Annotated in this window: 9 protein-coding genes; 5 read left to right on the plus strand and 4 right to left on the minus strand. The window is 69.9% G+C overall.

The features are described 5' to 3' along the window. Positions 1-16 precede the first annotated feature (16 nt). The gene (locus D7W79_RS12965; protein ID WP_244221742.1) at positions 17-2,002 is read right to left on the minus strand and encodes an APC family permease; all 1,986 of its coding nucleotides are present in this window, start codon (positions 2,000-2,002) and stop codon (positions 17-19) included. A gap of 138 nt (positions 2,003-2,140) precedes the next feature. Here D7W79_RS12965 and D7W79_RS12970 point away from each other — a divergent pair, with 138 nt between their 5' ends. Further along, a complete protein-coding gene (locus D7W79_RS12970; protein ID WP_120525684.1) occupies positions 2,141-2,656 on the plus strand; it encodes an RNA polymerase sigma factor in 516 nt (171 codons plus the stop codon). Positions 2,657-2,677: 21 nt separating this feature from the next. On the opposite strand, the gene D7W79_RS12975 is transcribed toward D7W79_RS12970, so the two are convergent. Together D7W79_RS12975 and D7W79_RS12980 are read right to left on the minus strand one after the other, a co-directional pair. Beyond that, positions 2,678-3,331: a DUF8685 domain-containing protein gene (locus tag D7W79_RS12975; RefSeq protein ID WP_120525685.1), complete on the minus strand. Its 654-nt coding sequence runs from the start codon at positions 3,329-3,331 to the stop codon at positions 2,678-2,680. A gap of 1 nt (position 3,332) precedes the next feature. Further along, on the minus strand, positions 3,333-5,510 hold the full coding sequence (locus tag D7W79_RS12980; protein WP_120525686.1) for a S46 family peptidase: 2,178 nt from the start codon (positions 5,508-5,510) through the stop codon (positions 3,333-3,335). 122 nt (positions 5,511-5,632) lie between these two features. Between D7W79_RS12980 and D7W79_RS12985 the strand changes: the two genes are divergently transcribed. After that, positions 5,633-6,370 carry a M50 family metallopeptidase gene (locus D7W79_RS12985; protein ID WP_120525687.1) on the plus strand — a complete coding sequence of 246 codons (738 nt, stop codon included), beginning with the start codon at positions 5,633-5,635 and terminating at the stop codon, positions 6,368-6,370. A gap of 15 nt (positions 6,371-6,385) precedes the next feature. On the opposite strand, the gene D7W79_RS12990 is transcribed toward D7W79_RS12985, so the two are convergent. After that, positions 6,386-7,045, minus strand: a complete 660-nt coding sequence (locus D7W79_RS12990; protein ID WP_120525688.1) for an MBL fold metallo-hydrolase — start codon at positions 7,043-7,045, stop codon at positions 6,386-6,388. A 106-nt stretch (positions 7,046-7,151) separates the two neighbouring features. Between D7W79_RS12990 and D7W79_RS12995 the strand changes: the two genes are divergently transcribed. From D7W79_RS12995 to D7W79_RS13005, 3 genes are all read left to right on the plus strand, one after another. Beyond that, positions 7,152-7,868, plus strand: coding sequence for a hypothetical protein (locus tag D7W79_RS12995; protein WP_120525689.1), 717 nt, complete (start codon positions 7,152-7,154; stop codon positions 7,866-7,868). 287 nt (positions 7,869-8,155) lie between these two features. Beyond that, complete coding sequence (locus D7W79_RS13000) at positions 8,156-10,534, plus strand: DNA gyrase/topoisomerase IV subunit A (RefSeq protein ID WP_208729720.1); 2,379 nt, start codon at positions 8,156-8,158, stop codon at positions 10,532-10,534. A gap of 10 nt (positions 10,535-10,544) precedes the next feature. Next, entirely contained in the window at positions 10,545-12,476 is a 1,932-nt protein-coding gene (locus D7W79_RS13005; RefSeq protein WP_120525691.1) for a DNA gyrase/topoisomerase IV subunit B, read from the plus strand. The last annotated feature ends 257 nt before the right edge of the window (positions 12,477-12,733 follow it).

The following is a 12,733-nucleotide window of genomic DNA, read 5'->3' on the forward strand; positions in this document are numbered from 1 at the left end:
TCCGCGCCGCCCCGCCCTACCCGTTCCCCGGGTGGGTGGGGTCGCCCCAGGCCGAGTGCGGCGCGGGGTGCGCGTCCGTGCGCAGGTACCAGGGCACGCTGACAATCACCAGGCGCCGCTCGCCGGACAGGAGCAGCGCGCTCCTCAGCAGCTCCGAGCGGCGGCTGTAGAGCATGGCCCGGTACCAGCGCTTCTCCAGCAGCTCCGGCATCACGATGGCCACGGTGCGGCCCGGCACCTCCGCGAGCAGCGCGTCCAGGTAGTCCAGCAGCGGCCACACCAGCGCGCGGTACGGCGACCCCACGTGCACGAGCGGCGGCGGCGGGTGCCCCGCCTCCATGAGCGGGCCCTGGACGAAGTGCTGCCACTGCGAGTCCAGCGCCGCCTCGTCGGTGTCGCCGCTGCAGATGTGCACCGCGCGCACGTCGTCGCTCACCTCCAGCGCGAAGCGCAGCGCCGTCTCCGACGCATGGGACCAGCGGTCCACCGGCACCACGGCGACGAGCGGCGTCCCGGGAGTCAGGCGCAGCGGCCGCTTCAGCTCCGTCGCCTGCCGCGTGCGCGTGTACGCGGCGTGGACGCGCGACAGCAGCAGCAGGCCCACGGGCACGAGCACGAACGCGGCCCAGCCGCCGTGCACGAACTTGGACACGCCCACGATGCACAGCGTGAGCGCCGTCATCACCGCGCCCGCGCCGTTGAGCATGCGGCGCCACCGCCAGCCCTCCTTCTCCCGGTGCCGGTTCCAGTGCACCACCATGCCCGCCTGCGACAGGGTGAACGCCATGAGCGCGCCGATGGCGAAGAGGGGAATGAGCCGGTCCGTGATGCCCTTGCAGACGATGAGCAGCAGGGCCGCCAGCGCGGACAGGGTGAGGATGCCGCGCGACAGCGCCAGGCGGCGGCCCCGGTGGGCGAAGCCCGGGGGCAGGTAGCGCTCGCGCGCCAGCACCTGGCACACGAGCGGGAAGCCCGCGTAGCTGGTGTTCGCGGACAGCGCGAGCACGCAGAGGATGGCGGCCATGGCCACGTAGTAGAAGACGCCGCGTCCCATCACCGCCGCGATGAGCTGTGACAGCACCGTCTGGTAGTTCGCGCCGTCGGGGTCCGTCGCGCCCACGCCGTACGCCCGGCACAAGAGCGCGATGCCCAGCAGCATCGTCACCAGGATGCCGACGATGAGGCCCAGCGTGACGCGCGCGCGGCGAATGGCGGGGTCGCGGAAGATGGGCACGGCGTTGCTGATGGCCTCCACGCCCGTCATCGCCGTGCACCCGCTGGCGAAGGCACGGATGACCAGCCACGCGCCCAGCGACGCGGTGGGCACCGCCAACGGCGGAGGTGCCTGCACGGGCGTCGCTTCACCGGTGGCCAGCTTGAAGAGGCCCACGGCCAGCACCGCGCTCAGCGACGTGATGAAGAACCACGTGGGCACGACGAACACGGCGCCCGCCTCGCTGACGCCGCGCAGGTTCACCAGGGTGAGCAGCGCCAGCAGGCCCAGGGTGATGGGCAGCGTGTGGGGCCTCAGCGCGGGGAGCGCGGACACCAGCGCGCCCGTGCCGGCGGAGATGCCCACGGCCACGTTGAGCAGGTAGTCCAGCATCAGCGCCGTCGCCGCGAGCAGCCCCGCGCCCCGCCCCAGGTTCTGCTTCGCCACCGTGTACGCGCCGCCGCCGCTGGGATACACGGCGATGGTCTGCGCGTACGAGCCCGCGACGACCATCAAGAGCCCCACGATGGCGACGGTGATGGGGAAGAGCAGCCACAGCCCTCCGAGGCCCAGCGGGCGCAGCACGGTGAGCGCCGCCTCCGGGCCGTACGCGGCGGAGGACAGCGCATCCAGCCCGAGCAGCGCCACGCCGGTGAGGACGCCCGTCTTCTCCTGCATCGCCTGGGCGCTGGTGAGCGGGCGCCCCAGGAGCAGGTCCGCGAGGCCGTTGCCGCCCCGGCGCCGGGGCATGAACGGCCTCCTGCGTCCGTAGTCGGCCAGCTGGGCCATGGCGGCGTCCCCCTGGCCCGGAAGGTGCGCACCGGCTGTCCGGGCGAAAACACGGCCCCGCGGTCGCATGCCCTCCAGGGCCATAGACCGTTTCCCGCGCCCGTTCGTTCCAGGGGAAGACACAGGAGACCGTCCGCCATGGGCCCGCACGCCGCCGTCCTCGCCTTCCCCACCCTGGATGACTTGTACGCCCAGCACCGTCCCCGAGCGCTGGCCATTGCCCGGCGCATCGTGGGGGACACCGACGACGCGGAGGACGTGGTGCAGGACGTCTTCCTGCGCCTGTCGCGGCAGCCCCCGGGCCTGGACGGACGGGCGACGTGGACGACCTGGCTGCACCGGGTGATGGTCAACAGCAGCATCAACTGGCTGCGCGCGCGCCGCCGCCGGGAGCGGCTGACGCACGCGCCCCAGGAGACCGTGTCCCCGGAGGCCCACGCCATGGGCACGCAGATGCAGCGCCACTTCCACGAAGCGCTGGAGGAGGTGAACCCCCAGCAGCGGCAGGTGCTCTACCTGCGCGAGGTGCGCGGCCTGGGCTCCGCCGAAATCGCCCGGCTCCTGCGCATCCCCGAGGGCACCGTGAAGAGCGCCCTGCACCGCGGCCGCCAGCGCGCCCTCACCGTGATGGAGGAGCGCGGCCAGCGGCCCTGAGGCCCCGAAGCTCGGAGCCCGCTACTCGTCGCCCTTGCTGCCCACGAACTGGTCGCCCTTCTCCTTGAAGAGGAGGTTGAAGCTGGTGAGCGAGCCGTAGACGCGGGTGATGTAGCCCTGCATCTCCGCCTTCTCCGCCTCCGTGAGCTTGGGGTGGGCGTTGAGCTTCTGCTCCAGCACGCGGATGCGGTCGCGCACCATCGTGACCTTGTGGAACAGGTTGTCGATGGGCAGGTCCTTCGCCTGGAGCTCCGGGTTGCCCGGCACCAGCCGCACCATGCCGCCCTCCCACTTGCCCGCGAGCGGCGGCTCACTGAGGCCCGCCGCCTCCCGGAAGATGTCCATCAGTTCTTCGCGCGTCATGTTCAGCCCTTCCAGGTCCACCACTTGCCGCGGATCCGTGCGGTGGCGCACCACCACGGGCGCCACGCTCCGCGCGGTGCGGGTTCGCGTGCTCGAAACGACAGGCGCCGGGGCCGCCGAGCCCCGCGGCGCGTACTTTTCACAGATGGGCGCGGAGGGCGGGAACATGCCGCGCGAGTTGTTCAGGCGGCACGGCCCCACCCAGCCACGGTGATCCTCGGAGTGCGGACTCCAGAGCTTGCAGTTGCCGCACACCCGCTCGTCGGGGCGGAAGATGGGAAGAGGCCGGGGTCCCGCTCCCGCGTCCGACATGTCAGCGCGCCTCCTTGGCCACCGGCTTGCCCTTGCGGATGTTGAGCTCGCGCAGGAGCGCGTCCGCGTCCTCGACCTGGTCCAGCTGCCAGAGCAGGTAGCGCACGTCCACGTTGACGTTCCGGGCCACGTCCGGATTGTAGCCGAAGTCGTTCGCGACGTTCTCCCACACGCGGTCGAAGTTCACGCCCACGAGCTGCCCCTTGCCGTTCACCGTGGGGCTGCCGGAGTTGCCGCCCGTGGTGTCCGCGTCCGCCAGGAAGTCCACCGGCACGTCCTTCAGCCGGGGGTCCGCCCACGGCCCGAACTTCTTCGCCGCCGCGGCCGCGCGCACCTTCTCCGGCGCGTTGAAGGGCTCTTCGCCCGTGTGCTTCTGGAGCATGCCGCTCAGCGTCGTCTGCGGCAGGTACACCGCGCCGTCGCGCGGCGTGTAGCCCTGCACCTTGGCGAACGACACGCGCAGCGTGCTGTTGGCGTCCGGAGCAATCGGCTTGCCCGCCTGCGCCATCACCGCCTTGCGCCACGCCGGCCGCAGCCGGGAGGACGCGCCCTGGCGCCGGTCGCGCGTGTCGTCCAGCGCGGCCTGCTCCTTCGCCAGCTCCATGCCGAACGCGAGCAGCGGGTCGCGGCGCGCGGTGAGCTGCCCCACGGACTCGTCCGCCATCTTCAGGCGCTCCGCGAGCGTGAGCACCTTGGTGCCCGCGTAGAGCGAGTCGATCTTCGCGGTGACGTCCTTCTCCGAGTACGTCTTGCCGAAGACGGCGTCCACGGACGTGATGCGCGCGTCCGCGGGGAGCGCCTGCGCGCGCTTCACGAAGGCGTGCAGCAAGGCCTTGTCCGCGGCGAGGAAGAGGTTCTTCTGCTCGCGCTCCAGGCGGTCCTTGATGCGCGGCACCTCGCGGTCCATGTACTCCGGACGGCGCTCCAGGTCCGGCTTCGCGCGCTCCATGGCCAGCCGGGCCACGGACGTGGCCAGCGCGGGTCCGCGCGCCAGGCGGCCGGACATGCCCAGGAGGAACTCGCGGTCGAACGTCTTGGCGGACTCCTGCTGCTCCGCGAGCAGGGCGTCCCGGGCCTTGAGGGCCTCGCCCCACTTCGCCGCGTCCTTCTGGGCCCAGGCGACGGTGGCCGCCTCCGTGTCGCGCTGCTTCTCCACGATGTGGCCGCGCTGCAGGCCCGCCAGCTGCCCGCCCGCGTTCTTGTAGGCGTTGTGCAGGCCCTTGAGCTGCGAGGCCACGGCGATCTTCCCGGCCGGGTCCTTCTCCCCTTCTGCCTCCAGGATGCGGATGGCCTCGCCCAGCACGTCGCGCATGCGCGGGTAGAAGCGCGCCTGGCGCTCCGCCATCTCGTCCGCGAGCAGCGTGCGGTACGTCGTGCCCGGGTAGCCCAGCACCATCACGAAGTCACCGGGCTTCACGCCCTCGGTGGACAGCGGGAAGAAGAACTCCGCCTTGTAGGGCACGTTCTTGTCGCTGAACGCGGCGGAGCTGCCGTCCGGCGCGGTGTACGCGCGGATGATGGCGAAGTCGCCGGTGTGGCGGGGCCACATCCAGTTGTCCTCTTCCCCGCCGTACTCGCCCACGGCACGCGGCGGCGCGTAGACCAGGCGCACGTCCTGCAGCTCCACCGCGTCCACCAGCGTGTAGTTCACGCCGCCGTCGAAGGTGGCGACCTGGCAGCGGGTCGCGGGACGCTTCTCGCACTCGGCGACCAGCTCCTTCTGCTTGCGGTCGATGGCCTTGTAGCGCGCGAGGTCGTCCGCGCCCTGCGGCACCGCGGCGTTCACCTCCGCCGTCACGTCCTTGAAGCCGCGCGGCACCTGCACGCGCGAGCCCTTGCCCGGAAGCTCCTCCGACTGGCTCTTCGCGAGGAAGCCGTCGGTGATGAGGTCCTTCTGCGGGGAGCTGTGCTCCTGGATGATGGAGAAGGCGCAGTGGTGGTTGGTGATGATGAGGCCGGAGGCGGAGATGAACGACCCGGAGCAGCCGCCGGTGTTCACCGTGCCCGCCAGCAGGCCCGTGCCGCGCTTGGGGTCCCACAGCTTGTTGGGCGGCAGCTGGAGCCCCTGGGCCTTGAGCCAGGCAGGGCTCAGTTCCAGCACCTGCTGCGGGGTCCACTTCCCTTCCCCGGCGAAGGCCGGGGCAGCCACGAGCGAGAGGAGAAGGAGCGTCTTCTTCATGGTGTCCCCTCCCTACTCCGTCCGCCGCCCGGGCGCGACCGTTCCGGTGTCCGGGGCGGGCGTTTTCGCGGAAGATGGAACACGCTTGGATGTTCCGGTGTCCAGGCAGGAGGGGACCAGCGATGCGGACCGCGAGCGGGGCGACACTGGATTTCGGAAGGCTGGCGCTGCTCCTCCTGCTGATGGGGGCGTCCTGGTACTTCTGGTACTCGCCGGTGCTGTGGCCGGTGAAGGTGCTGGTGGTGATGATGCACGAGACGGGGCATGCCCTCGCCACGCTGCTCGTGGGGGGCTCCGTGGACCGGGTCCACCTCCAGCTGAACGAAGGGGGCAGCTGCTTCTCCCGGCTGCCGCCCGGCGTCTTCAACCGCATCGTCGTGTCGTCCGCGGGCTACCTGGGCAGCGCGGTGGCGGGCGCGGGGCTGATGCTGGCCACGTTCCGCTTCCGGCTGGGCCGCGCGGTGATGGGCGCGGCGTCCGTGTGGCTGGCGGTGATGGGCTTCTTCTACGCCGGGGACCTCTTCACCCTGGCCTTCTGCCTGGGCATGGCGCTGGCCATGGGGCTGGGCGCGCGCTTCCTGCCCACGGGGTTGGTGGACGCGATCAACCTGTTCCTCGCGGCCTTCACGGCGCTCTACGTCATCTTCGACCTGAGGGACGACCTGTGGAACAGCGCGGTGCGCGCCCAGAGCGACGCGGCCATCCTCGCCAGCGAGACGTGGGTGCCGTCCATCGTCTGGGCGGCCCTGTGGACGCTGCTGTCCTTGGCCCTCCTGGCCGTGTCCGCGTACTGGGCCATGCACGCGAAGCCGACGGGCGGCGTGAAGATGCCGCCCATGGCCCGCGCGCGGAGGGTGTGAGTCAGGGGCCGCGCGCTACTTGCGCGGCCGCATCCGGAAGGCCACGAAGGACGCCATGTCCGGGAAGCCGAAGTACGGGTTCTTCTGCCGGATGGCCTCCATCTGGGCCACCGGCACGTCCGCGTAGTCGTGGCCCGGGAACAGCCGCGCGGAGTCCGGCACCTTCGCCAGCACCTGCGACAGCGAGCGGTACATGTCCTCCGGGTTGCCGCCCGGGAAGTCGCACCGGCCGCACCCGTTGATGAAGACCGTGTCCCCGGACACGAGCGCGTCCTCGGCCAGCAGGCAGTGCGACCCCGGCGTGTGCCCGGGTGTGTGCAGGGCCTGGAACGTGCGCGCGCCCACCGGCACCGGGTCCCCCGCCTTCAGGAGCTTGAGCGCGTCACCGCCTCGCTTGCGCAGCTCGCTGGAGAAGTCGACCTCCTCCGCCTGCGCGTACACCGGCACATCGTGGCGCGACAGCAGCTCCTCCAGACCGTTGATGTGGTCGCCGTGGCAGTGCGACACGAACGCGCCCACCAGGCGCTTGCCGTCCTTCGCCACCGCGGCCTCGATGGCCGGCACGTCCCACGCCGGGTCCACCACCACCACCTCCGGGCCATCCTGGGGGCCCACGAGGTAGACGAAGTTGTCCATCGGTCCGAGCTTGAGCTGGCGTACATACGGCGTGGGCATGGTTGTCCTCCTGGCGGCCACTCTACGCCCCAGGCTTGCCGCCCCGGGGCCTGTTCCCGTTGAATGCCCCCGTTCGCTGTCCCATGCCGCCAGGAGGTCCCCTTCCGTGAAGCGCCTGCCCACCCTGCTCGCCTGCTCGCTCCTGGTCGGCGCGACCGCCTCCGCCGCCGGGCGGACGGCCTCCACCCTCCGCTACAAGCCGTCGCCGGACGACGAGCGGCCCGTCATCGTGGACGCCACCATCGGGCCCCAGGGCAGCGACTTCGCCATGCGCCTGAAGTTCAACAAGGACCCCTTCGGCGAGGAGTGCAAGCAGCGCTGCGCCAACATCACCCTCTTCCTGGACACCGACTCCAGCACCCAGTCCGGCCTGCGACTGGCCGCCAACAAGGCCCCGGAGAACGGCGCCGACCTGGCGGTCGTCATCCAGGGCGTGCGGGAGTACAAGCGCCAGGACGCGCCCCCGGAGATGGCCCTGCGCGTGAAGGTCCGCCAGCTGGGCTCTGACGCCACCAGCGCGGACGCGGGCGAGCTGCTCGCGGACCTCAACAACCGGCAGGATCCGGAGCGCATCCAGACGGACGGCACCACCGTCTACCTCCTGGTGGACGCCACCAGCGCGCTCCTGCCCTCCGCCCGCAAGGTGCGCGTCATCTACCACCCGCCAGGTGGCAAGGCCCTCACCGCCAGCATCAACGGGATGGCCAGCGGCAGCTCCGGCAAGGGCGTGCAGATCTTCAAGCGCGGCAGCGGCAACTGGGGCCGCGCCCCTGACGCGGAGGGCAAGAAGCCCCGCGCCAATCCCCCCGGCGACAACGGCTAGTCCAAGCAGGCCGCCAGTCAGGCCCCGACACCGCTCCCCTCGGAATTCCGGGGGGTTGGCGGTGGGTTCTAAGCAGGCACAGGACTGTACGGACGTACAGAAGTTCCGCGTCGGAGCCGACGCAACCTCCCGAATTCGTTCTCAATGTCAGAGGCCCATGGTAGTCCCGGCCATCTGACGTTGAGTGGCCGACCCGACTGGTAGTCGCAGCGCGAACGACGCGGCCCGCGCGCCGCGTCACGCACGGTGGGGGCGGCCCGTGTGACACCCATCTGGATTCCATGACCATGCTCGCAGAAGCCGAAACGAAGTCGCGCAAGAAGCAGGGAGGCCCGGCAGGGGGCGGAGGCAAGGGAGGCGGCGGCGCGTCCGGCGCCGGCGGCGGGGACGGTCTGCCCGCGGGCCTGGCCGAGGAAGCGCGCCGCCGGTACCTCAACTACGCCCTGTCGGTCATCACCTCGCGCGCCCTGCCCGACGTGCGTGACGGCCTCAAGCCCGTGCAGCGCCGCATCCTGTACGGCATGTGGAACGACCTGAACCTGTCGTTCGACACGAAGTACCAGAAGTGCGCGCAGGTCGTTGGCGCCATCATGGGCCGCTACCACCCGCACGGCGACACGGCCATCTACGACGCGCTCGTGCGCATGGCCCAGGACTTCTCCCTGCGCTACCCGCTGGTGGACGGCCACGGCAACTTCGGCTCGCTCGACGGCGACTCCGCCGCGGCCTACCGCTACACCGAGTGCCGCCTGGAGAAGCTGGCCACGGAGCTGTTGGGTGAGCTGGACAGCAAGACGGTCCGCTTCCGCCCCAACTACGACGGCACCCGCGAGGAGCCGGTCGTCATCCCGGCGCGCGTCCCGCAGCTGCTGATGAACGGAACCACCGGCATCGCGGTGGGCATGGCCACCAACATCCCGCCCCACCACCTGGGCGAGCTGGTGGACGCGCTGCTGGCGCTCATCAACGACCCGGAGCTGCAGACCAAGGACCTGCTCAAGTGGATCAAGGGGCCGGACTTCCCCACCGGCGGGCAGATCCTCAACGACAAGAAGGAGCTGCGGGAGATCTACGAGACGGGCCAGGGCTCCGTCCGCATCCGCGGTGAGTACAAGCTGGAGGAGCTCAAGCGCGGCGGTCAGATGATCGTCGTCACCTCCATCCCGTACACGGTGAACAAGTCCACGCTCGTCGCGAAGATTGGCGAGCTGGTGCGCGAGCGCAAGCTGCCGCTCATCACCGACGTGCGCGACGAGTCCACCAAGGACGTCCGCATCGTGCTGGAGCTCAAGAAGGACGCCAACCCCGAGCTGGTGATGGCGTACCTCTACAAGCACACGCCGCTGCAGACGAACTTCGGCGTGAACCTCACCTGCCTCGTGCCCTCGGACAACCCGGACGTGGGCACGCCCAAGCGGTTGGACCTCAAGTCCATCCTCCGCTACTTCCTCGACTTCCGCCTGGAGATCGTCACCAAGCGCTTCGAGCACGAGCTGGCGGAGCTCAAGCGGCGCGTCCACATCCTCGAGGGCTTCGAGAAGGCCTACGACGCGCTGGATGAGATCATCCGGATCATCCGTCAGTCCGAGGGCAAGCAGGACGCCGCCCAGAAGCTGATGGCGCGCTTCAAGATGGACGAAGTGCAGGTGGACGCCATCCTGGAGATGCGCCTCTACAAGCTGGCCCGGCTGGAGATCCTCATCGTCCAGAAGGAGCTCAAGGAGAAGCGCGCGGAGATCAAGCGCATCGAGGGCATCCTCAAGGACGTGAAGAAGCGCTGGTTGGTCATCCACGACGAGCTGTCCGGCCTCAAGGCCGCGTACACCGACAAGCGCCGCACGCGCATCGGCGGCGCGGGCTCCGAGGAGATGGAGTTCTCCGCGGAGGCGTTCATCGCGGACGAGGACGCCCACGTCGTGATTACGCGCGACGGGTGGATCAAGCGCGTGCGCGAGGTGAAGGACCCGTCCACCACGCGTCTGCGTGAGGGCGACGCGGTGATGGCGGTGCTCGCCGGCAGCCTGAAGGCGAACCTGGTGCTGTTCAGCAACTTCGGCACCGCCTACGTCACCCGCTTCAACGACGTGCCGGCCTCCACCGGCTACGGCGACCCGGTGCAGAAGCTGTTCAAGTTCGACGACGGCGAGCGCGTGGTGGGCGCCCTGTCCCAGGATGCCCGCCTGCCCCAGCCGGAGAAGCTGGTAGCGGTGACGCGCCAGGGCCTGGGCCTGCGCTTCCTGCTCCAGCCGCACACGGAAGTGTCCACCCGCGCCGGCCGCCGCTACGCGAAGACGGGCGAGGGCGACGAGATCATCGGCACGCAGCCGGTGGGCGACAAGGACCTGCTCGCCGTCCTCACGGAGAAGACCAACGCCCTGGTGTGCAAGGTGGCGGAGGTGAACGAGCTGGCGGGTCCGGGCAAGGGCGTCCAGGTCATCAAGGTGGACGCGGGCGACAAGGTGGTGGACTTCCTCGCGGCGCCGGCCAGTCAGAAGGACGCCACGCTGGAGTTCGAGACGCAGAAGGGCCGCAAGCTGCACCTGTCACCGGCGAAGTTCACGGTGACGGCACGCGGCGGCAAGGGCCACGAGATGTCCAAGCGCGACACGGTGAAGGAGGTGGCGCGGCCCGTCACCTTCGTGCCGCTGCCGGAGAAGAAGGAGTAGCGGGAAGGCCATGGCGACCAAGAAGGAAAGCTACACAGGCGCGGACATCCAGGTCCTGGAAGGCCTGGAGCCGGTGCGCAAGCGCCCGGCCATGTACATCGGTGGCACCGACAGCACGGGCTACCACCACCTCCTCTGGGAGATCGTCGACAACTCGGTGGACGAGGTCATCAACGGCTACGCGTCCCTCATCGAGGTCACGCTGCACAAGGGTGGCAAGTCCATCACCGTCGTGGACAACGGGCGCGGCATCCCCGTGGACATGATGCCCAAGCACAAGAAGCCCGCCGTGGAGGTCATCCTCACGACGCTGCACGCGGGCGGCAAGTTCGAGCAGGGCAACTACATCCACTCGGGCGGTCTGCACGGCGTGGGCAGCTCCGTGGTGAACGCGCTCACCAGCAAGCTGCTCATCGAAATCAAGAAGGACGGCAAGCGCCACGTGCAGTCGTACGCGCGAGGCAGGGCGACCAGCGCCCTCAAGGTGGAGGGCCCCGCGCGCGGCACCGGCACGTCCATCACCTTCGAGCCGGACGCGGAAATCTTCGGTGAGAAGCAGAAGTTCGACGCGGCCCTGGTGCGCGAGCGCCTGGAGGCGAAGAGCTACCTGCACAAGGGCATGACCGTCGTCTGGAAGGACGAGACGGCCACGCCCGCCGTGTCGGAGACGTTCAAGCACGACGGCGGCATCGCGGAGTACCTCACCAAGGTCGTCTCCGAGCGCCAGAAGCCCATCGTCCCCGCGGGCAGCACGCCGTTCTACTTCTCGCGCGACAACGAGGTCCGCCTGGAGGTGGCGCTGGCGTGGACGGAGGCCACGGACGAGCACATCCGCTCGTACGTCAACGGCATCCCCACGAACCTGGGCGGCACGCACGAGGCGGGCCTGAGGGCCGCCATCGTCAAGGCGATGCGCAACTACATCGAGACGCACGGCCTGACGCCCAAGGGCGTGTCGCTCACCGCGGAGGACATCCGCGAGGGCATCACCGCCATCCTCTCCGTGTACGTGGTGGAGCCCCAGTTCCAGGGGCAGACGAAGGGCCGCCTCAACAACCCGGAGACGACGGCGCAGGTGGACGGCGCCATCCGCCCGGTGCTGGAGAAGTGGCTCAACGACAACAAGTCCATCGCGGAAGCGCTGCTGGCGCGCATCATCCTGGCCGCCCGCGCGCGTGAAGCCTCCCGCGCGGCCTCCGCCGCCATCAGCCGCAAGTCCGCGGTGAGCCACCGGCTCAACCTCCCCGGCAAGCTGGCGGACTGCTCGTCCACGGACCCATCCACGAGCGAGCTGTTCATCGTGGAGGGTGACTCCGCAGGCGGCTCCGCCAAGCAGGGCCGCGACCGGCGCACCCAGGCCATCCTCCCCCTGCGCGGCAAGGTGCTCAACGCGGAGCAGGCGTCCACCGACAAGGTGGCCACCAACAAGGAGCTCCAGGACATCGTCAGCGCGCTGGGCTGCGGCATCGGCTCCGACTTCGACATCACGAAGCTGCGGTACGGCCGCGTCTTCCTGCTGATGGACGCGGACAGCGACGGCCACCACATCGCCACGCTGCTGCTCACGTTCTTCTACCGGCACCTGCGGCCCCTGATTGAAGCGGGCGCGGTGCACATCGCCCAGCCGCCGCTGTACCGGGTGGACATCGGCAAGGAGACGTACTGGGCCCTGGACGAACCGGACCGCGACCGCATCATCCGCGAGAAGGCCAAGGGCAACGCCAAGCCCAACATCATGCGCTTCAAGGGTCTGGGCGAGATGACGGCCGATGAGCTGAAGACGACCACGCTCGATGCGAAGAACCGCATCAGCCTGCGCGTCACCATCGACAACGCGCTGGAGACCGACCGCATCATCAATGACCTGATGGGCAAGGATGTCTCGGCGCGTTACAAGTTCATCACCGAAATGGCGGGCGAGGTCCAGGAGCTGGACGTCTGAGAAAGCGGGAGTCCCCGCACACCCGGGACGGGCGTTTCCCCGTCCCGGGGGGGCATTGGTCTTCCGCCCCGCCGGTCGGCTAGCATCCGCCGAATCGTGAACACTGCCCGTCTTGCCCTGACTGTTGCGCTCGCCTGTGTGCTGAGCGCTCCCGCCGCCGACGCCGCCACCAAGCGGAAGTCCGCCGCGAAGAAGAAGCGCCCCGCCGCCACCCGGAAGGTGCCCGCGCCCGTCCCCGAGGCTGTCTCTTATACACC

Origin of the sequence: Corallococcus exercitus (assembly GCF_003611585.1) — a bacterium.
Classification (GTDB): Bacteria; Myxococcota; Myxococcia; order Myxococcales; family Myxococcaceae; genus Corallococcus; species Corallococcus exercitus.

What these genes read in the sequence shown, in the direction of transcription:
- D7W79_RS12980 (WP_120525686.1), bottom strand. Translation starts at nt 5,510, where the DNA reads ATGAAGAAGACGCTCCTTCTCCTCTCGCTCGTGGCTGCCCCGGCCTTC.
- D7W79_RS12975 (WP_120525685.1), bottom strand. Translation starts at nt 3,331, where the DNA reads ATGTCGGACGCGGGAGCGGGACCCCGGCCTCTTCCCATCTTCCGCCCC.
- D7W79_RS13000 (WP_208729720.1), top strand. Translation starts at nt 8,156, where the DNA reads ATGCTCGCAGAAGCCGAAACGAAGTCGCGCAAGAAGCAGGGAGGCCCG.
- D7W79_RS12970 (WP_120525684.1), top strand. Translation starts at nt 2,141, where the DNA reads ATGGGCCCGCACGCCGCCGTCCTCGCCTTCCCCACCCTGGATGACTTG.
- D7W79_RS13005 (WP_120525691.1), top strand. Translation starts at nt 10,545, where the DNA reads ATGGCGACCAAGAAGGAAAGCTACACAGGCGCGGACATCCAGGTCCTG.
- D7W79_RS12990 (WP_120525688.1), bottom strand. Translation starts at nt 7,045, where the DNA reads ATGCCCACGCCGTATGTACGCCAGCTCAAGCTCGGACCGATGGACAAC.
- D7W79_RS12965 (WP_244221742.1), bottom strand. Translation starts at nt 2,002, where the DNA reads ATGGCCCAGCTGGCCGACTACGGACGCAGGAGGCCGTTCATGCCCCGG.
- D7W79_RS12985 (WP_120525687.1), top strand. Translation starts at nt 5,633, where the DNA reads ATGCGGACCGCGAGCGGGGCGACACTGGATTTCGGAAGGCTGGCGCTG.